The 25,856-nt window shown below is 37.0% G+C and carries 18 protein-coding genes; 3 read left to right on the plus strand and 15 right to left on the minus strand.

All coding sequences use genetic code 11. From position 1 onward, the window contains the following. The first annotated feature begins 1 nt into the window (after position 1). The 3 genes from ICJ85_RS06815 (at position 2) to pelA (ending at position 5,124) form a co-directional block, all read left to right on the plus strand. Positions 2-1,075, plus strand: coding sequence for a glycoside hydrolase family protein (locus tag ICJ85_RS06815; RefSeq protein ID WP_188223017.1), 1,074 nt, complete (start codon positions 2-4; stop codon positions 1,073-1,075). Positions 1,076-1,087: 12 nt separating this feature from the next. Next, complete coding sequence (locus ICJ85_RS06820; RefSeq protein WP_206688030.1) at positions 1,088-3,244, plus strand: hypothetical protein; 2,157 nt, start codon at positions 1,088-1,090, stop codon at positions 3,242-3,244. 263 nt (positions 3,245-3,507) lie between these two features. Further along, on the plus strand, positions 3,508-5,124 hold the full coding sequence (gene pelA / locus ICJ85_RS06825) for a pectate lyase (RefSeq protein ID WP_188223018.1): 1,617 nt from the start codon (positions 3,508-3,510) through the stop codon (positions 5,122-5,124). 50 nt (positions 5,125-5,174) lie between these two features. Here the strand turns inward: pelA and ICJ85_RS06830 are convergent, their stop codons facing one another. From ICJ85_RS06830 to ICJ85_RS06900, 15 genes are all read right to left on the minus strand, one after another. Next, on the minus strand, positions 5,175-6,149 hold the full coding sequence (locus ICJ85_RS06830; protein ID WP_188223019.1) for a pectinesterase family protein: 975 nt from the start codon (positions 6,147-6,149) through the stop codon (positions 5,175-5,177). 12 nt (positions 6,150-6,161) lie between these two features. Then, positions 6,162-7,148: an alpha/beta hydrolase gene (locus ICJ85_RS06835; RefSeq protein WP_188223020.1), complete on the minus strand. Its 987-nt coding sequence runs from the start codon at positions 7,146-7,148 to the stop codon at positions 6,162-6,164. 1 nt (position 7,149) lies between these two features. Continuing rightward, positions 7,150-7,923 (minus strand): rhamnogalacturonan acetylesterase, encoded by a 774-nt coding sequence (locus ICJ85_RS06840; protein ID WP_188223021.1) that lies wholly within the window; start codon positions 7,921-7,923, stop codon positions 7,150-7,152. Continuing rightward, positions 7,910-8,881 carry an alpha/beta hydrolase gene (locus ICJ85_RS06845; protein ID WP_188223022.1) on the minus strand — a complete coding sequence of 324 codons (972 nt, stop codon included), beginning with the start codon at positions 8,879-8,881 and terminating at the stop codon, positions 7,910-7,912. Before ICJ85_RS06845 ends, ICJ85_RS06840 begins: the two co-directional genes overlap by 14 nt. A gap of 5 nt (positions 8,882-8,886) precedes the next feature. Beyond that, on the minus strand, positions 8,887-9,732 hold the full coding sequence (locus ICJ85_RS06850; protein ID WP_188223023.1) for a rhamnogalacturonan acetylesterase: 846 nt from the start codon (positions 9,730-9,732) through the stop codon (positions 8,887-8,889). A 5-nt stretch (positions 9,733-9,737) separates the two neighbouring features. Then, positions 9,738-12,233 (minus strand): glycoside hydrolase family 95 protein, encoded by a 2,496-nt coding sequence (locus ICJ85_RS06855; protein ID WP_188223024.1) that lies wholly within the window; start codon positions 12,231-12,233, stop codon positions 9,738-9,740. A 20-nt stretch (positions 12,234-12,253) separates the two neighbouring features. Continuing rightward, complete coding sequence (locus ICJ85_RS06860) at positions 12,254-13,162, minus strand: alpha/beta hydrolase (protein ID WP_188223025.1); 909 nt, start codon at positions 13,160-13,162, stop codon at positions 12,254-12,256. A gap of 5 nt (positions 13,163-13,167) precedes the next feature. After that, a complete protein-coding gene (locus tag ICJ85_RS06865) occupies positions 13,168-14,865 on the minus strand; it encodes a glycoside hydrolase family 28 protein (RefSeq protein WP_188223026.1) in 1,698 nt (565 codons plus the stop codon). Then, on the minus strand, positions 14,865-16,493 hold the full coding sequence (locus tag ICJ85_RS06870) for a glycoside hydrolase family 43 protein (protein WP_188223027.1): 1,629 nt from the start codon (positions 16,491-16,493) through the stop codon (positions 14,865-14,867). The genes ICJ85_RS06865 and ICJ85_RS06870 overlap by 1 nt, the downstream gene beginning before the upstream one ends. Positions 16,494-16,518: 25 nt before the next feature. Continuing rightward, the gene (locus tag ICJ85_RS06875) at positions 16,519-17,763 is read right to left on the minus strand and encodes a glycoside hydrolase family 88/105 protein (RefSeq protein ID WP_188223028.1); all 1,245 of its coding nucleotides are present in this window, start codon (positions 17,761-17,763) and stop codon (positions 16,519-16,521) included. 5 nt (positions 17,764-17,768) lie between these two features. Continuing rightward, entirely contained in the window at positions 17,769-18,782 is a 1,014-nt protein-coding gene (locus ICJ85_RS06880; protein ID WP_188223029.1) for a DUF4861 family protein, read from the minus strand. Between the two features lie 22 nt (positions 18,783-18,804). Continuing rightward, complete coding sequence (locus ICJ85_RS06885) at positions 18,805-20,244, minus strand: glycoside hydrolase family 28 protein (protein ID WP_188223030.1); 1,440 nt, start codon at positions 20,242-20,244, stop codon at positions 18,805-18,807. A gap of 114 nt (positions 20,245-20,358) precedes the next feature. Continuing rightward, positions 20,359-22,596: a pectinesterase family protein gene (locus ICJ85_RS06890; protein ID WP_188223031.1), complete on the minus strand. Its 2,238-nt coding sequence runs from the start codon at positions 22,594-22,596 to the stop codon at positions 20,359-20,361. Positions 22,597-22,598: 2 nt separating this feature from the next. Further along, positions 22,599-24,104 (minus strand): pectate lyase family protein, encoded by a 1,506-nt coding sequence (locus ICJ85_RS06895; protein WP_188223032.1) that lies wholly within the window; start codon positions 24,102-24,104, stop codon positions 22,599-22,601. Positions 24,105-24,196: 92 nt separating this feature from the next. Then, entirely contained in the window at positions 24,197-25,852 is a 1,656-nt protein-coding gene (locus ICJ85_RS06900) for a DUF4957 domain-containing protein (protein WP_188223033.1), read from the minus strand. Positions 25,853-25,856: the final 4 nt, after the last annotated feature.

The raw sequence follows: 25,856 nt of genomic DNA on the forward strand, positions 1-25,856 counted from the left end.
CATGAACAGGAAGGATTTTATAGCAACTGGAATGTTAGCGTCTTTGGGAAGTTGTTTGCCCATGTTTGCCCATGATCTTAATTGGTTTAATCAGGAACCAAAATTATCTGATTTTGAAAAACGGTTGTCTCCGGTTGGTCGAGCTTTAGAATTCGAAGATTACTACGTGTGGTGTAATAGCCCTATTGAGGGACCAGATGGAAAGATTCATGTATTTTTCTCAAGATGGCCAAAATCTAAAAGTATGAGTGGCTGGACACATGCTTCGGAAATTGCTCATGCTGTTGCCGATAAGCCTGAAGGTCCTTATAAATATGTTAGTACGGTTTTAGCTCCACGAGGTGAAGGGTTTTGGGATGCTACAACTTGTCATAACCCCAGTATTCATTATGTTGATGGAAAGTATGCCCTGTTTTTTATGGGGAATTCTAATGGAAAATTGAATACACAACGTATCGGGTTAGCTACGGCCGATTCGCTTTATGGGCCATGGAAACGACCAGATAAACCGCTCTTGCTTCCAGGAAAAGAAGGTGAGTGGGATGATCATTGTACAACGAATCCATCATTTTTAAAACATCCTAACGGCGATTATTGGTTGTATTATAAATCTTTTGATACTGAAGGATATATCCATCCTAAATTTAAAATTCGAGGTAATAGAAAATATGGTTTGGCTATTGCTAAAAGATTGGAAGGGCCTTATGTAAAATATGAAGGTAATCCAGTTGTAGATTTCCATGAAATGGGTAATAACGAACAATGCGAAGATGCGTTTACTTGGTATGATGGAGAAAAGTTTCATATGTTGGCACGAGATTTAGGTGTTTATGGTATTGATAAAGGACTTTATATGAGTTCTAACAATGGAAAGCATTGGTCTCAACCCCAAATAGGATATCAAGAACTAAGTAAATATGTAAAACAGCCACCGGCACCAAAGCATTTAAATCGGTATGGTAGAGCCGAACGTCCACAGGTATTATTTCAAGACGGAAAACCAACCTATTTATTTACGGCTTCTCAAGGAGGAAAGTATGAAACTGCCTCAGGCTTTATTTTTAAAATCAACTAAACAAAATACACCATGAAAAAACAAAATTGGTTTTATCTCTTAACGATTATATGTATCAGTATGTATTCCTGTAAGGATAAAGAAGAAACCATTACAGAAAAGATAGACCGAAAGGCCGTTGTGTCAAGGCATAATGTTAAAATTACTGAGATCGATACACTAGGTTCTTTAAACGTAGGAAATGGCGAATTTGCTTTTACAGTTGATGTCACAGGGTTGCAATCTTTTCCTGAGTATTATCAAAATGGTGTACCTTTAGGAACACAGTCGGAGTGGGGCTGGCATAGTTTTCCAAATACAGAAAATTATGAGTTTAGTGAAACTTTAAAAGGCTATAATTTTAACGGAAAGGCCGATGCGCTTTATGCCATCCAAAATAGGGAAGATGAACGAAAGAATGATGCTGCCGATTATTTTAGAGCAAATCCACATCGCTTGCAGTTAGGGAATGTGGGGTTGGAAATTTTAAAGTCTGATGGAACTTTAGCTTCTCCGAAAGATTTGAGAAATATCAATCAGGAATTGAATTTATGGACTGGTAAAATAGAAAGTCAGTTTACGGTTGAAGGTGTCCCGGTTAAGGTTACAACTTATGGAGATTCAGAAAAAGATGCCATTGCTGCCAAAATAGAATCACCTTTGGTTACCGAAGGAAGAATCAAAATAAAATTAAGATTTCCTTATCCAACGAATCAATTTGCCGATCGAGGAACAAATTACGAGCACAACGATTTACATGAAACGAAGGTGAATCAAGAAAACGGAAATAGCTTTGTTTTTCATAGAACATTAGATAACGATGCCTATGTTGTTCAAGCTTCTCTAGATGTTGAAGGTCATGTTACAGAGGTCGCTCCTCATTACTTTACCATTCAACCCAAAGCTGAAAATAGTTTTGAAGTTGCTGTGGAATTTGCTTCAGAAGTTCCTAAAGAGATATTGAATTTTAGTCAATCAGAAACTCATAGTATTGCTGCATGGGAACAATTTTGGGAGTCTGGTGGAGCAGTAGATTTTTCTGAATGTACAGACCCAAGAGCCTTTGAAATTGAACGTCGTGTGGTACTTTCTCAATATTTAACCCGCTCGCAATGTGCTGGGCATTATCCTGTTCAGGAAACAGGTTTAACTTATAACAGTTGGTTTGGGAAGCCACACATGGAGATGTATTGGTGGCATAGCGCACACTATCCGTTATGGGGAAGAACCGAATTGTTGGAAAAAAGTATTGGTTGGTATTTTGATGCCTACGATAAAGCTAAATTAATAGCTGAGCGACAAGGCTATAATGGTGTACGTTGGCAAAAAATGACCGATCATTATGCCGATGAAGCGCCATCTAATGTGGGATCTTTTTTAATCTGGCAACAACCTCATGTGATTTATTTATCGGAAATGATTTACAGAAATAATCCAACAAAAGAGAATTTAGAAAAATATAAAAAATTGATATTTTCAACTGCCGATTTTATGGCGTCTTATCCTAATTATGATGAGGCAAACGATCGTTATATTTTAGGAAAAGGAGTGATTCCTGCACAAGAATGTTTTAATAAAATAGAAACTTATAATCCGCCATTTGAATTGGCGTATTGGAAATGGGCTTTAGAAAAAGCACAACAATGGCGTGAGCGTTTGGGAATGAAAAGAGAACAGGAATGGCAAAAGGTAATAGATCGTTTGTCGCCAATGGCTCAACATGATGGTGTTTATTTGGCGGCAGAAAGTGTGCCGAATTCCTATTCACCAACCAGTGAACATACTATAGATCATCCGGCTGTTTTAGGTGCTTTAGGTTTTGTGCCTAGTACGGGTTTTGTTGATGTTTCAATCATGAATGAAACCTTTAATATTGTCGATAATGTGTGGCATTGGGATCATACCTGGGGATGGGATTTTCCTTTAGAAGCAATGACAGCAACACGACTTCAGAGACCAGAAGATGCTATAAAAGCTCTATTGCGAGATGAAATAACAAACACCTATTTACCTGGTGGGCATAACTACCAAACCCCTAGATTGACGTTATATCTTCCTGGTAATGGAGGTATCCTTTCAGCTGTAGCATTAATGTGTGCTGGTTATGATGGTAATACAACTGAAAATCCTGGGTTTCCAAAAGATGGAAAATGGAATGTTAAATGGGAAGGCCTTCAGCCGATGCCTTAAAATAATTATCTTTTTTTATTAGAACAACGCACTCTATTTACGGTGTGTTGTTGTTCATGGATTATAGCATTTCATTATTTTTCACATTGAAGGATTCTTAAAATGGTTTCTTTTAATTCTTGATATGAAATTTTAAGTACGGTTTTTATTTGTTTTTGTAAAAATTTTAGTTAAAAAACTTTTATTACTAATTTTTATTATTTAATATTGTGTAATCGATTGCATTTTTCGGTTATCAACTAAACTAAATAAGCCATATATTAATGAAAAAACTAAAAAGACTTTTAGTATTGTCTTTAGGATTTCTTGCCCTAAACGCATGTAGTAGCGACAGTGACGTTATAGATGAAGATAAAACTATTCTTGTTACATCTGTAATAGTTAATGGAAGTGATATTACTGATGGTCAAGCGAAACAATTTACCACAGTTGTATTACCTAATAATGCCACCGATCGCTCGGTTACCTGGTCTGTATCTGATGAATCCATTGCTTTAATTTCCGATAAAGGTGTTTTAACTCCATTAGAAAATGGTACAGTTGAAATTACTGCTACTGCTAACGATGATTCAGGAATATCAGCACAAAAAACTGTCGAAATATCTGGTGTAGCCGGCCCAGTGGTATTGGTTGAAAGTATAAGTGTTTCCGGAAGTGATATAACAGATGGTCAGGCGAAGCAATTTTCAGTTTCGGTGTTACCAAGTGATGCAACAAATAAAGTCGTTGTTTGGTCCGTATCCGATACTTCGATAGCCGAAGTTAATTCAGAAGGACTTCTAACTCCTAAAAAAAATGGAACAGTTAATGTCATAGCAACAGCTACAGATGGTAGTGGCATTAAAGGAGAATTAAGTGTTAACATTTCAGGAATTGTACTAACAAATTTTAAAGCTGAAAATGTATTGTTATGGCAACGTAATAATGGAGGTTGGCCTAAATACCATAATGACTTTTCTGGATATGATAGAGCGCAAACAGAAGCTGAGAAAATTGAGGCAGAAAATACCAAAAATGATACAGATACAACAATAGACAATGAACACACTATTGGGGAGATTCGTATTTTATTAAGTGCCTATAAAGCTACCAATAATACAGCATATCTAGATGCTGCTGTTAGAGGAATTGACTTTTTATTTGAAATGCAATATGACAATGGAGGTTGGCCTCAATATTATCCTTTAAGAAATAATTACAGCAGACATATTACTTATAACGATAATGCTATGGGGAATGTTATGAATTTAATGCGTGATATTTTCTTAAAGAAAAATAATTTAGAATTAATAGACGAAAGTTACATCAGTAAAGCAGAAACAGCTTTCAATAAAGGGATTGATGTTATTTTACAAACTCAGGTTGTTATAAATGGAGTAAAAACGGCTTGGTGTGCACAGCACGATGAAGTGACATTAAAACCAAGAATGGCAAGGTCTTACGAGTTAGCTTCAAACAGTGGCTCGGAGTCTGTCGGCGTAGTAAGATTACTTATGACTTTAGATAATCCTTCCTCGGAAGTTATTGATGCTATAAATAGTGCGGTTGCTTGGTTTGAATCTGTTAAGATTGTAGGGTATGAACTTAAAGATGTTAATGGAGATAAAGTGCTTGTAGAATCCCCAGGAAATGTGATGTGGGCGAGATTTTACACACTAGATGATTATACTGGAGATCAGTATGAATCATTATTTAATACGTTTAATCCTAATGAGCCATTTTTCTGTAGCAGAGATACAGACGCTGGAGGAGGTGGTCCTAGAAAAACGATTGCCGAGATATCTTACGAAAGAAGAAATGGTTATGCCTGGTATGGTAGTTGGCCTAAGAATTTAATAAGTACTGAGTATAGTGCATGGAAAGCCAAGCACGGTATTTAAGTTTTGTTTGAGTTAGTCAAAAAAAGTCGCTTTTGGGAGAAGCGACTTTTTTATTTAAAGATCCAAGGGTTACAAGTATTAAAGATATTTTCTATGGTATAGTTATCTGCTTCTTTCTTACTCAGTTGGTGAGACCAGGATACCCTCTGGCTGGCATCACTACCCAATCCAGAGCATTTATATTCAGCAAAAAATGCAGTCTCTTCATTTTCAGGATTACTCCAGTTGTGCCATCCTTCAGGTCTTATAGCTTCGGGTAAATTGCATCTTATGAAAACCGATTTAGCGTAGTAGCGCCATGGTCTTCCTAAATACAATTTATTCACATGTTTAGCGGTTGTTATCTTACAATCTAAAAATACAAAGCCGTATGCTTTATCTTTTGGGGTGTTAGGTGCTGTAATATATGAATCAGATTTACAATGTATGGTACAGTTCTTAAAAACCGCTGTTGCCGGACCAAAAATGAAATCGGTTGTTCCTTCAATGTAACAGTTTTCAAAAAGCTGACGGGAGTATTCTCCGCCATGGTAAATGGTGTCTTGGTTTCCTAAAAATTTACAATTTTTAAAAGTGGCTTTATCAGCATCAATATGCAAAGCGACGGCCTGACCAACTGGTCCCGATGAATTTTCGAAGGTGATGTTTTCTGCTCTAAATCTGTTTCCTGAGATTTTAGCCGTATAAGAATTAAACGTTCCAATATGTGGTCCTCTGCCGGCATAATCATTAAACGTAATGATGGTTTTGTTTATATCTTCACCTAAAAAACTAACATCGACATTGTAGCGCGGAAGTTCTATTTTTTCAGTGTAAGTACCATTTTTTATATAAAGTTTAATCGGCCTTAACGGAAAAACACGCATCGCATCGATGGCCTCTTGTATATACTTGAAATCACCACTGCCGTCTTTAGCCACAACGAAATCATATTTGTATTTGTCAGGATTGGAGGTTTGGGCTGATATATTTTGAAATACAATCAGTACGCATATCACCAAAAAAGATTTTATTGAATGTTTCATGAAAATGGAATGTTAAGGATGAAACACTTTGGTTAAAAAATTATCCATGTAATTAACGGTTTGGTTAACCCAAGGATTGAATAACCAAAAGGTATGTATATTATAATCGAATTTATGGACTTCATTGTAAATGCCCCAATGGTCCAACATACCAACAAGTTCGTCTTGTCCGGCATGGAAACGAGGAAATCCACTGTTTATAAACATAATTGGACATGAATTTTCATTGGCCCAGAAAATGCTCGATGCGTCTTTCCAAAGGTCAGGTCTATCGTAAAATGAGCCTCCTAGCCATTCTACATCCGGTGAATCAGGTTCTCGGTTTAAATTTAAGGAGGTGGGAGCCATAAAGTCAACAACCCCATCTATATCTATAATAGCTTGCACTTCGCTGGAATATCCAAGGTTTCCATGATTTCCTTCTTTCTTTGGAATATTGTTGGTGAGCCCAACAAGCATAGCGAGTTGTCCTCCGGCCGAACATCCTGAAATAGCAATCTGGTCGGGGTTAATATTATATTTTTCGGCATTGGCACGAAGCCATCGAATAGCACTTTTAATATTGAATACTGCTGCGGGGTATTTTGCTTCTAAGGATAATTGATATTCCACACAAACCGTAACAAAACCTCTTGAGGCTAATTTTTGAGCCATTGGAACCTGTAGAGACTTATCTCCCGAACGCCAACCGCCACCATGAACCATAATTAAAGCCGGATATTTACCTGTTTTTTTAGGAGAAAAGACATCGGCAAGTAAATCTCTTTTTCCAAAAGGTGTGTTTTCTAATGTTGTATAAACGATATTGCGATAAGCATTCACATTTGCAGGTAAAGAATCTGTTGCAGGCGTGATGTAAGGGAAATATTTTAAATATTTTTTATACTCGCTTGCTACCTGGTACGAGGTGTCTTTTGGGAAACTATTTTGTTGGGCGAAGCCATAAACTCCCGCGAAAATTATAATGATAAAACTATATAATTTGGTGAAAGTTCTCATATTATTTTCTATGGTAAGGTTTAATAATATGATGAGCTAAATCTAAATTTTGTTCCATGATGCCTTCAAGGACCAGTTCGGCAATTTTTCTGGCACCAAATTCTGTAAAATGTGTATTATCTGGATATCCATCAGGGAAACGAAAGTACTCGCCAGGCTCAAAATACATATACAAATATCTGGAACATGCTTTTCCCATAGAATCTAACAGATTTCGACTTTTTGAATCTAAATCAATCAATGAAACTTTTTGTTCTTTAGAAATCTCTTTTAAAGCCTTTAAATACGGTTCGTGACATTCAACAGCATTTTCTTCCGAATCAAATTTCCAACGTGTCACCGGACTTATAATCACTGGAAAAGCGCCTTTTGATCTGGTCTCAGAAATATATTTACTGATGTATGTTTTGTATTGTTCAGGTGTTGTTTTTCTATCCGGATGGTCTTTAGAGTTCTGTGCATCATTATGACCAAATTGAATGAGTACGTAATCACCTTCTTCTAATGCATCTAAAACGGGTTGCCATCGGTTTTCTGCAATAAATGATCTCGAACTTCGTCCACCTTTGGCATGATTTTCAATGCTTACAGAATCATTAAAAAAGTATTCGAATGGCATGCCCCATCCCATTTGTGGAAATCTGCTTTCATCATACAAACACATGGTAGAGTCGCCTATCAGGTAAACTGTCGTGGTTTTATTCTGAGCATTTAAGGATGTGTTAAAACCGAATATCAAAACGGTTAAAATCGTAATTAGTTTATTGGTTTTCATGTTTTAAAACTTTATTTAAAAAGTTAACAGTATAGTTTAGTGTGGTGTCAAACCACGGGTTGGCCAGCCAAAAGGAATGCGGACTTTCTTTAAGTGTGTGGGTTTCATTGTAGATGTTATGCTTGTTTAAAATATGAAGCATATCATCCCTTCCGGCATGAAATCTGGCATGCGAGCTATTAATAAAGAGCGTTGGAGGTGTTTGGCTGTTAACATATTCTAAAGGCGATGCTTCTTTCCAAAGTTTAAAGTTTTCTTCTTTTTCCCCATTTAACCAAATACCAGCCATAGAAGCTTTCCCAGGTTTCGATTCTGCAGCAGCTTCAGGATGGATGAAAGATACAATACCGTCAATGTTTACTATAGCTTGGACTTCATTTGAAATTTTAGAATGAGTAGAATACAAAGAAGAATTTGGAGTTACTCCAACAAGTGTAGCTAATTGTGCTCCTGCCGATGCTCCCAATACTGTAATTTTTTCTGGGTTGATATGGTACTTTTTGGCATGCTTTTTAATCCAAATAATAGCCTCTTTTAAATCGTTAACAGCAGCTGGATAAGTTGCTTCAAAACCGAGACGGTAACTCACAGAAATACCAACATAGCCATGTTGTGCTAAGTGTTGTCCCATAATGCGTTGGTTGTCTTTACTGCCAACCAACCATCCACCACCATGAATAAGTAAAACAGCAGGGAAGGTTTCTTTTTTGTTTTGTGATTTTGGCCGGTAAATGTCCAGCTTTAATTTTGAAGTCTCTGTTTTTTTATAGGTGATATCTTCGCAATAAATTATACTATCAGAAACTAGAGGAGTTATGGCTGAAATATTAGGATAACTCTTTTTTAATTTTTGAAAGGTGTTTTCAATAGCATAAGGCTTATAATCTTCTTTTTTTTGGGCAAAAGAAGTACTGTAAGAAGTAATAAAAAATATGATTAACCATATTATAGTTTTCATAATAGTTACTTTTTAAGTTTAGAATCTATCTCTTTAAGACCTTGATAAACAAGTCTAGCGACTTCAATACCACCAGCTGTTTGAAAATGAGTGTTGTCGTTTTGTCCTTCAGGGAACGCTTCGTATTTGCCAGCAGGGAGGTTCATGAAATAGTTTTTAGAAACAAAGTCTTCTCCCTTTTTTGTAAAGAAATCTCTTGATTTTTTATTTAAATCTATGAGATAAACACCCAGTTCTAGAGCCACATCCTTAGGGGCTTGATCGTATTCACCGTGCACATCATGAAGCCTACCATCTTTCCAAGGGTAGTTTCTGGCTACGGGAGTTAAAATAATTGGTGTCGCTCCTTTTTCTCGCGCTTGATTAACAAAAAGTCTTAAAAATTCTTTGTAGCCTTCAATATTCACATATCGATCCGGTTTGTCTTCAGCAGCATCGTTATGTCCAAATTGCATGATAACGATATCGTCTTGTTTTAGGTTTTGGTAAACACCACGCCAACGACCTTCCTGAAAAAATGTTCGAGTGCTTCTTCCGCCCCTAGCACGATCATCAACAAAAGCACTATCTGTTTTTATTAAATGTTTTAATGCCGCTAAACTATCGGAAATCATAAAAGGTTGAAAAACCTGCCCCCAGCCGGTAACAGGGAATCGAGTTTTCATATAGTCTTTGCCTTTGTCATAATCACCTGTATAATCAGCCATTGTTGAATCACCAATAAGGTAAATTGTCGTTACGGCAGTCTTTTGTTCTTCTTCTACCGGGACTTCCTTTTTAGTATTACAAGCGCTTGTACTTAATAAAAGTATTGTTGATAACGTATGTATTAGTAATGTTTTCTTATTCATCTGCTTTATTTTTTTATGTGAAACTCATAAATTTTTCCTTTTTTAGTCGGAATATCATACAGGTAGTATGTAGATAATTCTAATGGTTTGATTTCGGCGTCTTCAGAGATTAAAGGTTGTTTAATATCTGGTGTCTGGTAAAATGGATTACTGTTTTCTCCAGTTGCTTTAGTTAATTCGTAACCACTATCATCTACCAAGACCTCCCTGGTTCTTAATCTTAAATTTCCTCCTAATGCAGACGTGATTTTTACTGACTCTAACTGGTTATTATTCCATTTTAAATCGACTTCAAATCCGCCTCTGGCTTTCAAACCTTTCACTTCACCTTGACTCCAGCTTACTGGTAAAGCCGGAAGAAGGTGTAAGGCTTCATCATGGGATTGAATAAGCATTTCAGCAATCCCGGCAGTACAACCAAAGTTTCCATCAATCTGAAACGGTGGGTGCGCATCAAAAAGGTTTGGGTAAGTACCTCCAGATTCAGTGCCATCTTCCACTAAGGTAAGCTGGGTTTTAATAAGTTTATAAGCACGGTTTCCGTTAAGCATTCGTGCCCAGAAATTTACTTTCCAGCCCATAGACCATCCTGTTGAAATATCTCCTCTAAACTCTAAGGTTTGTTCAGCCGCTTTAAATAGATCTGGGTTTTTGAATGGTGAGATTTGAGCCGATGGATGCAGGCCGTATAAATGTGAAATATGACGATGTTTGTCCCCAGGTTTATCCCAGTCTTTTATCCATTCCTGTAATTGGCCGTATTTACCGATTTGCATTGGAGGTAATTGGGCTTTTAATACGCTTAAAGTATCTGCAAATTCTGTGTCAAGGTCTAACACTTTAGATGCGTTAATAACGTTGCTAAATACATCGAAAACCAGTTGATTATCCATAGTTGTCCCATATGTAATCCCAACACCGCTGATGTATTTGTTTTCTGGAGACATAGAAGGGGCCACAACCAACCAGTCATTTTCAGGTTCACGTTGTAATACATCTGCATAGAATTCGGCGCTTGATTTTAAAATCGGGTAGTATTTTTCTAAGAACTTTTTATCGCCTGTGAATAAATAGTGTTGCCATAAATGTTGACTTAACCAGGCGCCACCCATAGGCCAAAAACCATAAAAACCACCGTCTATCATGCCTGTTACACGCCAAATGTCGGTGTTGTGGTGCATATTCCAACCTTTAGCATGATACATTTTTTGAGCACTCTCTTGACCTGTTACAGCTAAGTCTTCCAGTATAGAAAACAAAGGTTGGTGTAGTTCAGATAGGTTAGTAACTTCTGCTGGCCAATAGTTCATTTCGGTATTGATATTCACCGTGTATTTACTGTCCCATGGAGGTGATAAACGGTCGTTCCAAATACCTTGTAGGTTGGCAGGTTGTCCTCCAGGTCTTGAACTTGAAATTAACAAATAGCGACCAAACTGGAAATACAAAGACACAAGCGATAAATCTTCCTGAGTTGCAAAATTTTCAAGACGTTTATTGGTAGGAATTGAATCGTTAACCTGTTCGCTTAATGTAAGAGATACACGTTTAAATAACTTCTGATAATCTTCAATATGCTGTTCTTTTAAATCTTTATAGCTTAGTTTGGAGCTCTGCTCTAGGTGCTTATTAGCAATTTCGTCAGGTGAATTACTTAGGTCGTTGTAACTTTTAAAATTGGTTCCTATGCTCACCAGTAAGGTGACTTTATCTGCATTTTTGATGTTTAAAGTATTGTCTTTGGTAATTAGATCTCCTCCGGTTAGTTTAGGGTAAACCAAAGCAGAGAAGTTTATTTTTCCGGTTTTATTTTCGTAATCACCACCGGTACCGGTTAATTTAAGGGCTCCGTTTTCAGTTTTTACAATATGAGTTTTTTGAGGAGAATCTAAATTGATGCTAAAGTTTAATTGTTTGGGCTTATCGGCGGTTAAATGAATCACCATAACCTGATTAGGGTAGGATACAAAATATTCTCTTTTAAAGTTTACACCATTGGAAGCATAGCTTACCGAGGAAACAGCATTTTCAATATCTAACTCTCTTCTGTAATTTGTAGGGTTATTTTGGTTTTCAAATGAAATATTTAAGTTACCTACAGTCTGGTAAGGAACACCGTAGTTATTGTTTTCTGGAGTGCTTTTAGGAAAGACATCAAGAGCCATTTTTTGAGCCTCTTCATATTTTCCATTAAAAAGTAGTGTTCTTAGGTTTTCAACATCTTGATAATAATCTTTTGTGATGTTGTTTCCGGGTTCTCCCGCCCAAACGGTTTCTTCATTAAGTTGAATTCTGTCATGTTCAATGCCGCCAAAAAGCATACCACCAATTCTACCATTGCCAATAGGTAAGGCTTCATTCCAGTTATTCGCCGGCTGGTCGTACCAAAGTACATTTTTTGACGGTGTTTTAACGGGTTCTTCTGTATTACAAGACGTAAAAAATACTACGGATAAAAGCCAAACGCAAGTTTTAAAAATGTAGTTTTTGGTTATGGTCATGTTAGTTTAGTTGGTGTTGGTTATTTTATAAACTCCATTTCCTTTAGCCATTTTGTGGAAAGTGTTTTCCATTCATCGGTTAAGTTGGAGGTGTTATAAACCCCTATTTTGTGCCCACCTTTTGGAAAAATATGAAGGGAACCTTTAACCTTATTTTTTAGCATAGCTTCGTAAAATAGAATACTATTCATGGGATTTACTGCTTCATCATTTTGTGCATGAAATAAGATGGTTGGCGGCGTATTAGCGGTTACCTGATGTTCGTTAGAGTAATAATGAATGTTTTCCCAGGTACAGTGTTTTCCCAGAAAATTGGTTTTACTGCCTTCGTGGGTGTATTCTCCCAGGCTGATTACCGGAGAGACTAATACCATAAAATTGGGGATAAATCTTTCATCATCTATATCATCACCAATACTTGAGAAATCGGTAATGTGAGTTGAAATGGTTGATGCTAAATGCCCACCTGCGGATGAACCAAAAACACCAACTTTATCTTTATCTAAATTCCATTCTTTGGCATTATGGCGAATAAGCTTCATGGCGCGTTGCGCATCTTGAACTGGGCCTTGTTCACTAACAATTAAATCGGGTGAGTTCGGTAAACGATAGAGTAATACAAAAGCTGTGATGCCATGCGTATTATACCACTTCGCCAGTTGAATACCACCTAAATTATAAGTAAGTTTTTGGTAACCACCAGAAGGTAAAATTAAAATGCTGCTGCCATTTTGTTCTTCTTTTGGAGGAAAAAACGAAAGTAATTTAGGCTCTTTAATTTGGGTAATGCGTTCACGTTCTTCTATATACTCTAATGTTAAACCTTTAGAGTTTGGCATTTTACCTTTTGGCCAGATATTCATGCTTTCTTGCGCATAAATCATACAACTCAATAATAAAACACTATAAAAAAACATTCTTTTCATCATTCTAATTATTTTAGTTTTACAGCTTTTTGGTTGACTTCTTTTCCTTGAAGTATTTGCTGCGTTGGGTTTGTAATATCTTTTTTGTTAAACTGAATTTTTTCAGTTTTATTTCCTAATATTTTTATGGCTGATTGACTTTCTGAAAAAGACAGGTCTTCCACGTTTACATTCTTACTGTTGTAAATGGTTAAGGCATGATCTTCGGAAGCTTTTACTTTAACGTTTTTCAAAATAATACCATCTGAATCTATGGCTGTAATGCCTTTTTTTGTTTCGAAAACAGCATTTTCAATCGCTACATTTTTAAGATTCATTTCAGGAAGTCCCATAAAGAATACTGCTGTTTCAGACTCCGAAACAGAAATATTTTTCATGTAAATATTTCTGAAAGACGGGGTTTCCTCAGTCACAGGAATCATAGTTTCGTCACGTTTTTCATCATCGGCATTTTGGTCTTCTTCAAGAACAGGCGAGTTACCCCCGTAAAACATATTAAAACGTATGGCTTCTGTTGGAATATGCATCATATCAATGTTCGAGATATAAATATTCTCGACAATACCTCCACGACCTCGGGTACTTTTAAAACGAAGACCAACATCGGTGCCTAAAAACGTACAGTCAGACACATGAACATTTTTTACGCCCCCAGACATTTCACTTCCAATAACAAATCCGCCATGTGCGTGATACACCACATTGTTTTTTACAATCACATTTTCTGTAGGTATGCCGCGGTCGCGACCATCTTTATTTTTACCAGATTTAAAACAGATGGCATCGTCGCCAACATCAAAAGTATTGTTGTATATCAATACATTTTTACAAGATTCTAAATCTAAACCATCACCGTTTTGTGAATACCATGGATTACGAACTTTTAAATTTCTAATAATAAGGTCTTCACTCATTAAAGGGTGAATATTCCACGCGGGTGAATTTTGAAATGTCGGTCCGTCAAGAAGGATGCGTTTACTGTTTACCAAACTAACCATTACCGGACGTAAATAATCTTTTATAGATTGAAATTCGGCATCGTTAATTAAATCCGGAACATTGAAGTTTGTCGTGCCTTCATGGCCTTTTTTTGCACCTTCTGAAGGAAACCAGATGCGTTTATCTTTAGAAAGAACACCGCCAGAATTCACTAACTTTTTCCATTGTCCATCTGTCATTTTTGATTTTTTAACAGGACGCCACGCATCTCCGCTTCCATCAATTATGCCTTCACCTGTAATGGCTATATTTTCAACATTATTGGCGGTAATAGGGGAGATGCATCTTGCGGTTTCAAGACCTTCAAAACTGGTTTTTACCAAAGGGAAATCGTCAAAGTTTTTACTGAAAACAATGACAGCTCCGGCCTCTAAATGAAGGTTCACGTTACTTTTAAAAATGATTGGTCCCGTTAGCCATAAACCTCGGGGTACAATTACATGGCCGCCACCGTTGTTATTAACATCGGTTATGGCTTTTTCAAAGGCTTTGGTGTTCTTGGTAATCCCATCATTTACAGCTCCAAAATTTGTGATGCTAACCTTGTAATCTGGAAATGCGGTAGTTTTTACTTTAGGCATGTTAAACTCTATGCCGTCGTAAATATTTTGTTCGGTTATAATTTTTGTCTGTTGTGCTTGTAATAGGAAAGCACAAAAAAGGGTTAAACAAATTAACCCTTTTTTAGTTGTTGATAACTTGATCATTATTTTGTGATATTGAAATAATGTACATCGGCGTAACCACCGCGTTTTGCTTCTTGTGTACTTACACTAAACAGGCCAACTTTTGCGCCGATCCATTTACCTTCACGTGCTTTAAAAGCCTTACCAATTTTTCTGAATTTTTTACCATTTTCAGAATAAAAAAACTGGCATGTGCTATCTGGTCCCGAAACTTCAACTTTAAAATACGCTGAATTAGTTTTGATACGTTTTTGATCATTAACCTTTTCTTCAGAGCCTTTAATAGCGTTAATAGCTTCGGTTTGTTTTATGAAAAATCCTTTTTCATCGTGCGATATACTTAGCGTGGCATAATCCATTCCCATAATGATTAAACCAGCCGTTTTACCACTTTCGGCTTCCTCGGGTTGCAAGGTGATTTTTGTTTCGGTTGTAAAATCGGGAGCAGGAAATTTTTGGAGTAATAGGTTTGGAACCATCCATAGGTTAGGTGTGTTTTCGGATACTTTAATTGAGAACAATCTTAAGTAATCGTTGCCAGGTAATTTAGCGTGCCAAACCACATTATTGTTCGCACTCCATTGCCATTGTAAACCCATATTGAATCCAGTGAAGTCATCAGTTTCCACAGGTGTTTCTATAGGATAGGTTTTGCCAACGTTTGGTTTTGTGTGAGTCATTACAGGTTCTCCAATACCATTACCATCTAAGTCTTTACCCATAACAGGCCAGTCGTTTTCCCAAGTCATAGGTTGTAGGTGAACAATTCGACCTACAGGACCAACATCTTGAAAATGGTAAAACCAAGATTCGCCATTTGGCGTGTCTACCCAAGCGCCTTGATGAGGACCATTAATGTCGGTTTTTCCTTGTTCTAAAACTACTTTTTCTTCGTAAGGGCCATAAATGTTTTTAGAACGCAATACCAATTGCCATCCGGTGGCGACACCTCCGGCAGGAGCAAAAATGTAATAATATCCGTTGCGTTTGTAAAATTTAGAACCTTCAACCGTAGGGTGGTTTTCGTGACCGTCAAAAACATGAATTCCTGGGTCAAGCACTTTTGTGCCTTCCGCATTCATCTTATTCACCGATAGAAGGCTTTTTACGCCTGCACGACTTCCCGCGTAAGCGTGCACCAAATAGGCGTCACCATTATCATCGAATAGGGGACAAGGGTCGATTAAACCTTTACCTTCCATAACTAAAACAGGTTCATCCCATTTTCCGTAAGGATCTTTGGTTTTAACCATGTAAATTCCGAAATCGGGATCACCCCAGTAAATATAAATTTCACCTTTGTGATAACGGATAGCCGGAGCCCAGACACCGTTACCATGTTGTGGAATGTTAAATGTATCCAAAGGTACTTGAAGCGGTAAAGCATGGTTTATTAATTTCCAGTTTACCATGTCTTTGGAATGTAGGATAGGTAAACCCGGCGTGGCATTAAAGCTGGAGGCGGTCATATAATAATCGTCTCCAACTCTAACCACATCAGGATCTGAATAATCAGAATATATAATTGGATTTTTATAAGTTCCATCGCCATTATCGGCAACCCAAACCTCAGAAACATATGGTTTTTCGGTTTGTGCGATTAGTAGCGACGAACAAAATAATGAAAGTGCAATTAAGGGTAGTTTCATTAAAATTAGTTTAGTGTTAAATGGTTTATTTGTTTAGTTCTAGGCTGGCCATAATAAAAGGACCTGTTCCTTTCGGGTCGTTAGCACGGATTTTTTCTCCAATGTAATATTCAAACGAACCATCGCGGTAAGGATTTCCACCTAGTCCGGCAACAGCACAACATTGATTAAGATTTACAACACCGTTTTCTTCAACAGTAACTAAATTTTCCAAAAGTCCGTTGTAGGCTTTATTAGCCACTTCTAAATATTTTTCAGGTAAATACCCTTTGTTAACACCCTTAGCGAAGGTATAGGTAAACATTGAAGTTCCTGTAGCTTCTAAATAATTACCTTCTCTGTCTCCTTGGTCAAGGACTTGCCACCATAAGCCAGATTCATCCTGTACCTTAGTTACAGCTTCAGCATATTGGTTTAAGTATTTGATAATTTTTTCTCGTCCCGGGTGATTTTCTGGTAAAAAGTCTAACACATCAACCATGGCCATACCGTACCATCCCATACCACGAGACCAGAAATGTTGTGAGTTACCTGTTTCTTTGTTAGCCCATTTTTGTTCTTTACTTTCATCCCATCCGTGGTATAAAAGACCAGACGCTTCATCGCGGCTATGCTTTTGAATTAAATCAAACTGAAGCACGACATGGTTATAGATTTCTTCTTTTTTGGTTTCGTCCTGAATATAGTCGTTAGCGTATTTTGTATGGAATGGTTCTGCCATGTAAAGACCATCTAACCACATTTGGTAAGGGTATATTTTTTTATGCCAGTAACCACCATCGGATGTTGTTGGTTGCGATTCTAATTGGCTATCTAAGGTTTGCATAGCTTTTAAGAAACGCTCTTCTTTGGTAATCGGGTATAAGAATAATAAAACATCACCCGACTTAATCATGTCTAGGTTTTGTTTTTCCAGACTATAAGTGTCTATGGTTCCAGTACTATCGATTAAGGTATCGGCATAATCGTAAATATAATCGTAATATTCTTGTTTATCGGTAGCTTCGTATACACGAGCACATGCACTTAAAACTAACCCAGGAGTGTATGTCCAGCGGGCACGAGTGGCAAAGTCTAATTTTGTAGCTTCCGGAAAACGGTGAATTTCTGAAAGCATCATACGTTCAGACCATTTTAAGTTTTCAGGAACTACCTTTTCAACGGTTGCTGTAGGTTCTTCTTGGGTGTTTTCTTTTTTTGCATCTTTACAAGAGGTGGCTGATAAGCCTAATGCTAATGTAAAAAGAGCAATATACTTTGTTGTTTTCATGATGCTTATTTAATCGAGTTTGTTGCGTTTAATGCTTCTAATTTTGTGTCGATATCTTTTAAGAAATCTGCTTCAGTTTTAATGCCGTTTAATTCTTGTTCCCAAGCTGCTAAAAAGTAATAGGTAACGGTTTCTGTAGTTGGTTTAAAAATAACCAGGTGCTCGTAATCTCCTTTTTTCTGTTCGGTAACTTCATCTAATTTATAGAATAAAGCCATTCCTAATTTATCGGCTGGTTCTGTCAAAGTTTGAATACCATAAGTTGCAATGTATGCCCAGATTTCACCTTCTTTTTTATGAAAAGCTACATTGTGGTCTACAATTCCTGTGCAAAGGCCTTCAATGGCTTTTGATGGTGTTAATTCTGCTTTTGTATAACGGTCTTCAGGGTAGATGGTTAATTTAGATTTTAAATCAATTGTATCTTCTCCCGATTCCCAACCTGTGTAGGCAATATCAATAGACGAGTTGGTGTCTGTATTTGTAATGTTGGCTTTCGTATCTTGTACTTTTTGGAAATGTACCATAGTATCTGCCACTACACGGCCATAACCACCAAGTCCCATAGATTTCCCAGCTTTTAAAATATCCTGACCCCAAGGTGCATCTTCGTGGTAAGAACCAAAACCATTCTGACCGACATATGGCAGGACTAAAGAATCGACTTTTTTTCCAAAAATATCAATAGCATTTCTCCAGTCTAAGTATAAACGGTAGCCAACCTGACTATTTTCCCAACCTGGTCCTTCGTAACGAATATACCAAGTGTGATCGGTATGCTGTTCTGGTACTTGTAGTTCTTCTACATTTTTAAAAGATGTTCCTCCTTTATATTCTTGATGTCCGTTTGGACCATCACCCCAAGTTCCGCCTTGAGCAACAGAAATTTCAGCGTATGTTTTAGGTGTTGTTTTAACTTCAGTAACAACATCTTCTAAGACTTCAGAAGATTTAGATTTATTATCCTTGCAGGAATAGAGACTTAGTAAAACAATTGGTATAATTGCTATGTTTTTCATGATTGAAAGTTGTTTGAATGATTTAATATTGTTTACCATTAATGGTAGTATTTTCAAAGATAACAGGTTCTGAGAATTCTACAGAAAGTGGTGTCTTTGCATTTTTAATATGAACATTGGTTAACGATACATTTTTTATAACCATATCTTCTTCGCGACCTTTTATAAGAATACCGTATTTACCGCTGTTTTCAACATTGATATTCTCTAAATGGATATTACTCACTTTAGGCATAAATTGTCCCTCCTGATTAGCGTAGATGGCGTAATGTAAGTTAATTTTTAACAAGGCTTCTTTTACTTGGCCTACCTGAATGTCTTTTACATACAGGTTTTCAACAAAACCACCACGAAGTGTATTGGTTTTTATACGTACGGCACGATCTAAATTCGGACTGTCCATTTTACAGTTTCTGGCGAACACATTTCTAACACCAGCTGAAATTTCACTACCTAAAACGACACCTCCATGACCATCTTTCATGTAGCAATTTTCAATAACAATGTTTTCGCTTGGAATGTTTACCCGTCTACCATCGTTATTTCTACCAGCTTTAATTGCAATACAGTCGTCGCCAGTATCGAATGTACAATTGGTAATGTGAACATTTTTGGTGTACTCCGGATCGCAACCATCATTGTTTGGTCCATGACTACTAACGGTAACACCATCAATACGTACATAATTACATTTTAAAGGATGAATAACCCAAAATGGAGCATTGGTAATGGTAACACCTTCGAGTAAAACATTTTCGCATTCAAACGGTTCGAAAAATGTTGGGCGTAAGTGATAACCTTTGCCAAATACACGTTCAGAAACAGGTGTTTGTTTGTCGTTCATGTCGCGTAATCTGGGCAGATTTATAGAATCATGTTGCTTGGGAGCTCCTTCAATCCAGCCATAAGAATCTTTACCACACCAGGGCCACCAATTGGTATTACTCGCTTGTCCGTTTAGAACTCCTTTTCCCGTAACGGCAATATTATTTTGTTTATACGCACGAATAAGGGGGGAATAATTCATGAGTTCAACAGCTTCGTACGAGGTGTGAACTACAGGAAGGTAATCATCATGATTAGTTGAAAATAGCACGTTAGCACCTTCTTCTAAATGTAAATTGACATTACTTTTTAAAACAATTGGACCTGTTAAAAAATCCCCTTCTGGAATAATAACTTTTCCACCACCTAAACCACTACAACTATCAATGGCTGTTTTAATAGCTTCAGAATTAAGTGTTGTCCCATCAGCTACAGCTCCAAAATCAATGATATTAAATGTTCGATCTGGAAATTCTAATACTTTGATGCTTTCAATAATTTCATCGGCCGCAGCAAAGGCATCAGGTTGTGTTTGTTCTTCCTGTTTTGCTTTTTCCTTACACGAGTTAAACGTTAAAGCAATAAGTGAAAAAGATAGTAAAACGTATTGCCTTAAATGATTAGGTGTTGTTTTCATATGATTTAATTTAGTTGTAATCGATTGCTTAAAAATACTAAAGATGTCTTGGTTAACATAATTTATATGCAATTATCAAACGTTAAAATTGATAAACTTTTGTTTTTAAATGTCTTATAAATTAGGTGTCCAGTTGTCAGTTCCTCCTAAAACGGTATTTAAATTAAAAGTATCGGCATCTTTTTTAGATAGAGCTTTAGCCCATTTTACCCGATTTTTTGATGCTCCTGGTCCTGTGGTACCGTATTCGGCATAAAACGTAGTTTGCTCTGCATGAGGTTTGCCCCAGTTGTGCCAGCCTTCAGGTTTAATAAGGTTGTCCATATAACAGTTTATCCAAACCGTTTGTGCATAATCGCGCCAGGGCCTACCCAGGTAAAAGGTGTTCTCTTTGGCACTTCCCGTTATTTTACAATTTTTGAAAACAAAGCCATAAGCTGTGTTTTCGTCTGTCGATGCAGCCGTGACATAACCAGAGTTTTTACAGTATATTTCACAGTTTTCAAAATAGGCTGTAGACCATCCAAAAATAAAATCGACTGTGCCTTCAATGTAACAATCTTTGTAATATTGTCGGCTATCCTTTCCGTGACAGTACAAAGTATCTTGATTACCTAAAAATCGACAATTGTTAAAAATAACTTTATCGCCATCAACTCTTACAGCAACAGCTTGTCCCACTGGCCCTGCGCTATTTTCAAAGGTGATATTTTCAGCTTTAAAGTTATCACCAAAAATGAAAAAGGATGTTGAACCTGTAGTCCCCATTTCTTCTCCAAACTTGTTGTGTTTTTGAGCAAAATCGTCGTAGGTTAAAATGGTTTTAAACTTGTCCTCACCTACGAAAGTGATATTTGTTTTTGAAGCAGGAAGTACTAACTTTTCTTTATAAATTCCGTTTTTAATATAAATTTTAGTTTCTTTTTTTCTGAAGTTTGGTACAGCATCAATAGCAGCTTGTACAGATGTGAAATCACCATTGCCATTGATGTCTATGATGTATTGGTAAGTCTCGCCGGCTATTGTTTTCGTATCGGTGGAAGGACTAATTAATGAATTGGCATATACTTCTATATTTGTGTAATTCTTGTTTAGTGTATGCAGGTTACTGTCTTTCTCGTTTGGGTTTAAATTGTTTGCTTTTTCCCAGTCATTTGGTATCCCATCTTCATCTGTATCAGTGTTTTGATTTCCTGATTTCAACTGAGGCCAACCTCCAACATTGTCCTGAGAGTCAATAATGCCATTTTTGTAATTCGCACCACCTTCACGAGTGTTATGAACAATTCTAGCATCAACAGCATCTCTTGATAGACTTGCACCAGCTTTTTTTAAAACAGACTCGTATGCGTCTTTGGCACTTTCAGTTGAGGTATTATTAGCGATGTTAATTTCAGAATTAAGCTTTGTATCTAATGGGGTTTCACATTGAACTCCACCGTTCCAGTTGTTTTTTGAAATAATTTCGAATCCTTCCACATGATTACCATTTACATAGAATTTTCCATAGGGTTCAGAAGGGTTAACTATTCTATCTTGTTTTGATTTAGGAGTTGCGGGTCCTGATTTAAAATAGTTGTTAACTATGTTGTATGTTCCTTTTTCGCCTCCATATATGCTATTGTTTCCCCAGTTGTAAATAACATTATTTCTAAAATCTAGAAACTCATTTTTTGAATTTTCAGTTGTAGAAGAGCCGCTAAACCTTGGGTTTCTACTATTGTTTGAAGCAATTAAATTATGATGAAAAGATGCGTTTACACCGCCCCAAATACCGCCATAGCCGTGGGCTCCTTTATGATGCACAGAATTATTTAAGGCTTCAGAAATAATACAATACTGTAGTGTGAAATTTGAGTTGTTGTAAAATGAAGCATTTTCGTCGGTAGCCCAGCTAACTGAGCAGTGGTCTATGATAACGTTGTCGGCATCGCGACACCCCAAAGCATCGCCTTCAACTTTGTGAATATCTCCCATTCTGAACCTCAGATACCTGAGGATTACATTGTCGGCTTTAATGGTAAATGGATACCCTTTTAAAGTGATGCCGTCGCCTGGAGCTGTTTGTCCTAAAATAGTAAGATCACCTCTGTTAACATCTAAATCGGATTTTAATTCTATGGTACCTGAAACTGCAAATACTATAGTTCTAGGCCCTTTTTTTAGAATTCCTTTTCTTAAACTACCTTCACCATCATCATTTAAGTTGGTAACAGTGTACACCAGTCCGCCTCTTCCTCCGGTAGCATATTTGCCAAAACCTTCGGCGGAAGGGAAGGCCAATTCCTGGGCCTGAGTCAGGAGTGTAGTAAAAAGTATAATTAAACTTAAGATGTTATTTTTATTGAGCATGTTTATTTGTTTTGATTTTCGGTTATAGAAGCAACAATACTGTTTATATATACTTCTATATTTTCGTAGCCTGTGCTTAAATCATGACCATTAGGATTATTGTCGGTAGCTTTCAATTTCATCGCTACTTTCCAATCATCTGGCATTCCGTCTCCAGAAGTGTCTGTAGGAGGTGTTTCTGAGGCTAGTTCTGGCCATCCGCCGACATCACTTTGTGTGTCTATAATACCTTTGGTGCTTCCGTTTGATCCTTCATAGGTGTATGATTTTGTTCTTACATCGTTTACAATTCTGGTGTCGATAGCATCTCGCTTGTATGAAGCGCCTCCGTAATCTAATACTCGTTCGTAAGCGATTGGGGCTGGGTGTGTGGTTACATTGCTGTTTATATTATGAGGTTCTAACACGCGCATACCGTTTTTATCTTCTTCAGAAACTGTACCATAACTACCGTGAAATTGGTTGTAAACACCGTAAGTCCAGTTGTCATTTGTAGTTTGAGTGCTACCTTCAACGTAATTACCATTAATATAAAATTTACCCCATATATTGTAAACCTCTGTGCCCTCGACTTTGTTCTTGTCAATAGACATAATACGAGTCGTTTTTGTCGTTGCTGGCCCTGGTTTGTAATAACAATTAACTATGTTAACATTCATAGCTTCACCTCCGTAAGCGCTATTGCCTTGCCAATTATAAATTACGTTATTTCTTAGGTCTACTAAATCGGTTAAAGCAAATGCTGAACCAGCATATTCTCCTAAACGCGGATTTCGACTATCGTGATGTGCTAATAAATTATGGTGGAAAGATGCATTTTTACCTCCCCAGATACCACCATATCCATGTGAGCCTTTATCGTGAACCGAGTTTCTTAAGCTTTCTGTTATAAAACACCATTGTAGGGTTGTATTTTCATTGTTATAGATAGAAACCGTTTCGTCCGTAGACCAACTCATGGAACAGTGATCAATTATAATGTTCTTATGAAACCTGCTACCAATGGCATCACCTTCTTGTTTGGCTTCGTCGCCCATTCTAAAACGGAGGTATCGAATAATAACATTATCTGCATTGATGGTTACAGGGTAATTTTTTAAGCAAATCCCATCTCCAGGAGCTGTTTGTCCTGCTATGGTTACGTCTCCATTATTTATTTTTAATTCAGAGAGTAGCCTTATGGTTCCTGAAACCTTAAATAAAATATAACGTGCCCCTTGTGTATTAACAGCTTCTCTTAAACTTCCAGATCCGTAATCGTTTAATGTGGTTACAAAAATTACTTTGCCACCACGACCACCAGTGGTGTTTTTGCCAAAGCCTTCTGCACCGGGAAAGGCAAAAGCAGTTTCTTCCACAGGGGTTGGTTTATCAGTTGTTGTTTCTTCTTCCTCAGGGGAAGGGTCAATAATTTCAATTTCTTCTTCGGGTTCTTCTTGTGAGGAACTACTGCAAGTAAAGAAAGTAAAAGTAGACCAAACTATGATTATTTTTAAATATAACTTCATGTTTAATTTGAGTTAGATTTATATTAAAAAGTGGATACCTTTAAAGCAAATTGCCTATGAGATATCCACTTTGTATAAGGTTTATAATTGACCTATAATTTGGTACGCCATCTAGGGTCTCCCGCGGAATACTGACCTAAGAAACCTGAAGCTAAGAAATTAAAGTTACTATTCATTGGGTCTACCCAAAGAGCATCCTGGGTATAGCCTGCATTACCTACAGTGATTTCTCCAATTTCATTACTAGAAAATGAGAAATCATTTACAGTGAAAGTATTGTTAACCGTAAAATTGGTGTTATACATACCTTCTTTTCCACGGTAAGCATAGTCTTCATCTCCTTCTGTTTGATTCCATCCGTGACCAAAAATGGTGTTAACAATAGTAACGCCATTGGTAACATTGTTTTTGCCGTCGCCACCTCTATATCTAAATAGTTGACGTCCTTTTTCTGGGGCATTTGCAATCGTACAATCTTCAATTGTTATAGATTCTGAGTTATTTCTTGAGATTATGAAATAGATAATATGGTTGAATGTACTATTAGATAGTTTGATGTTGTTTAACGTAGCTGTATCTTTATCACAAGCAGCAACACCATATCCTCCAATACTATCTACAACACTATTATTAATGATGTAATTGTTAACCACAGAAGGGTTATCTTTTTGTCTGTAAATACCTCTGAAGTTAGTAATGTAACAGTTGTCAAAACTAAATTCGTTTAAGGTAGCAGTTTTACTGATGTTAATTACATATTTACCTCCCCAATCTGTTCCTCGACACTCTAGTCCAACGAAACGAATATGATCTACAGTAGCGCCATCTTCTAAATCGAAATTGCTCGGGAACCATAGAATTGCACGTTGTTCTCCGAAACCATATGCTGCTCTGATCGTCACAGAACTAGAAATTCTTTTACCAGGAGCATCATATTCTAATCCTCTTGAAACTAGTATGGTTGCGCCTTCAGGTGCAGAATCAAGTGCATCTGCAACGGCATTTCTATCTTCATTCCCTCTTAAATCAATTAAGTTAGCCATAGTAGAATAGTCTGGCTCTGCTACCAAAGTGGTATAGTTTACCCAACCTCTTAATGTCGATCCACTGTAAATTGCTATTTGGTATTGGGTTTCAGGTTCTAATCCCTCTACAAAAGCTTCTCCAGCTAAGAACTGCTCATTAGTAACTGTTGTTTCTGGAAATAAAGGATCTGTTAATCTTAAATCATCTGAAGCAAACACTTTTATTCCTGTAACCGCATCACCTAGAGGAGTCCAGGTTACTCTTGCAGCTACATCGGTAACATCATAAGTTTCAGGAACATTTAAGATGGAAGGGAAACGTTCTGTTCTAACGCCTCCAAAATCTGATATTTTACTATCGTATTGAGGGTCTGCTTCATGGGCAGTTGCTCTTACTTGATAAATGGTGTTCCAGAATAATTCTTCACCTACGTTGTTTGCATTTATTTCAACGTAGTTGGTGTCTGAAGGTATGGTATATTCTATGGTTTGAAAAGTATCGCGACTTACTTCAATGGTATAGCCAACAGCACCTTTTAGTTTACCCATATTTACCACAATGGTATTTCCTTCGGCAAAAAGAGGCTGATTAAGAACCGGGCGAAATAGCCTAGTCTTATCGTAACTGCCTTCATCATCTTTATCACAAGCGTTAAACATGGTAACGATTAAGGATAAAAATAACAGCGTTCTTATATTAAATATATTACTTTTATTTTTCATGTTT

Source organism: Aestuariibaculum marinum (assembly GCF_014596975.1).
Classification (GTDB): domain Bacteria; phylum Bacteroidota; class Bacteroidia; order Flavobacteriales; family Flavobacteriaceae; genus Aestuariibaculum; species Aestuariibaculum marinum.

Bases quoted from the DNA above. Each gene is read 5' to 3' on its own strand.
- ICJ85_RS06815 (WP_188223017.1), top strand. From the start codon at position 2: ATGAACAGGAAGGATTTTATAGCAACTGGAATGTTAGCGTCTTTGGGA.
- ICJ85_RS06820 (WP_206688030.1), top strand. From the start codon at position 1,088: ATGAAAAAACAAAATTGGTTTTATCTCTTAACGATTATATGTATCAGT.
- pelA (WP_188223018.1), top strand. From the start codon at position 3,508: ATGAAAAAACTAAAAAGACTTTTAGTATTGTCTTTAGGATTTCTTGCC.
- ICJ85_RS06830 (WP_188223019.1), bottom strand. From the start codon at position 6,149: ATGAAACATTCAATAAAATCTTTTTTGGTGATATGCGTACTGATTGTA.
- ICJ85_RS06835 (WP_188223020.1), bottom strand. From the start codon at position 7,148: ATGAGAACTTTCACCAAATTATATAGTTTTATCATTATAATTTTCGCG.
- ICJ85_RS06840 (WP_188223021.1), bottom strand. From the start codon at position 7,923: ATGAAAACCAATAAACTAATTACGATTTTAACCGTTTTGATATTCGGT.
- ICJ85_RS06845 (WP_188223022.1), bottom strand. From the start codon at position 8,881: ATGAAAACTATAATATGGTTAATCATATTTTTTATTACTTCTTACAGT.
- ICJ85_RS06850 (WP_188223023.1), bottom strand. From the start codon at position 9,732: ATGAATAAGAAAACATTACTAATACATACGTTATCAACAATACTTTTA.
- ICJ85_RS06855 (WP_188223024.1), bottom strand. From the start codon at position 12,233: ATGACCATAACCAAAAACTACATTTTTAAAACTTGCGTTTGGCTTTTA.
- ICJ85_RS06860 (WP_188223025.1), bottom strand. From the start codon at position 13,162: ATGATGAAAAGAATGTTTTTTTATAGTGTTTTATTATTGAGTTGTATG.
- ICJ85_RS06865 (WP_188223026.1), bottom strand. From the start codon at position 14,865: ATGATCAAGTTATCAACAACTAAAAAAGGGTTAATTTGTTTAACCCTT.
- ICJ85_RS06870 (WP_188223027.1), bottom strand. From the start codon at position 16,493: ATGAAACTACCCTTAATTGCACTTTCATTATTTTGTTCGTCGCTACTA.
- ICJ85_RS06875 (WP_188223028.1), bottom strand. From the start codon at position 17,763: ATGAAAACAACAAAGTATATTGCTCTTTTTACATTAGCATTAGGCTTA.
- ICJ85_RS06880 (WP_188223029.1), bottom strand. From the start codon at position 18,782: ATGAAAAACATAGCAATTATACCAATTGTTTTACTAAGTCTCTATTCC.
- ICJ85_RS06885 (WP_188223030.1), bottom strand. From the start codon at position 20,244: ATGAAAACAACACCTAATCATTTAAGGCAATACGTTTTACTATCTTTT.
- ICJ85_RS06890 (WP_188223031.1), bottom strand. From the start codon at position 22,596: ATGCTCAATAAAAATAACATCTTAAGTTTAATTATACTTTTTACTACA.
- ICJ85_RS06895 (WP_188223032.1), bottom strand. From the start codon at position 24,104: ATGAAGTTATATTTAAAAATAATCATAGTTTGGTCTACTTTTACTTTC.
- ICJ85_RS06900 (WP_188223033.1), bottom strand. From the start codon at position 25,852: ATGAAAAATAAAAGTAATATATTTAATATAAGAACGCTGTTATTTTTA.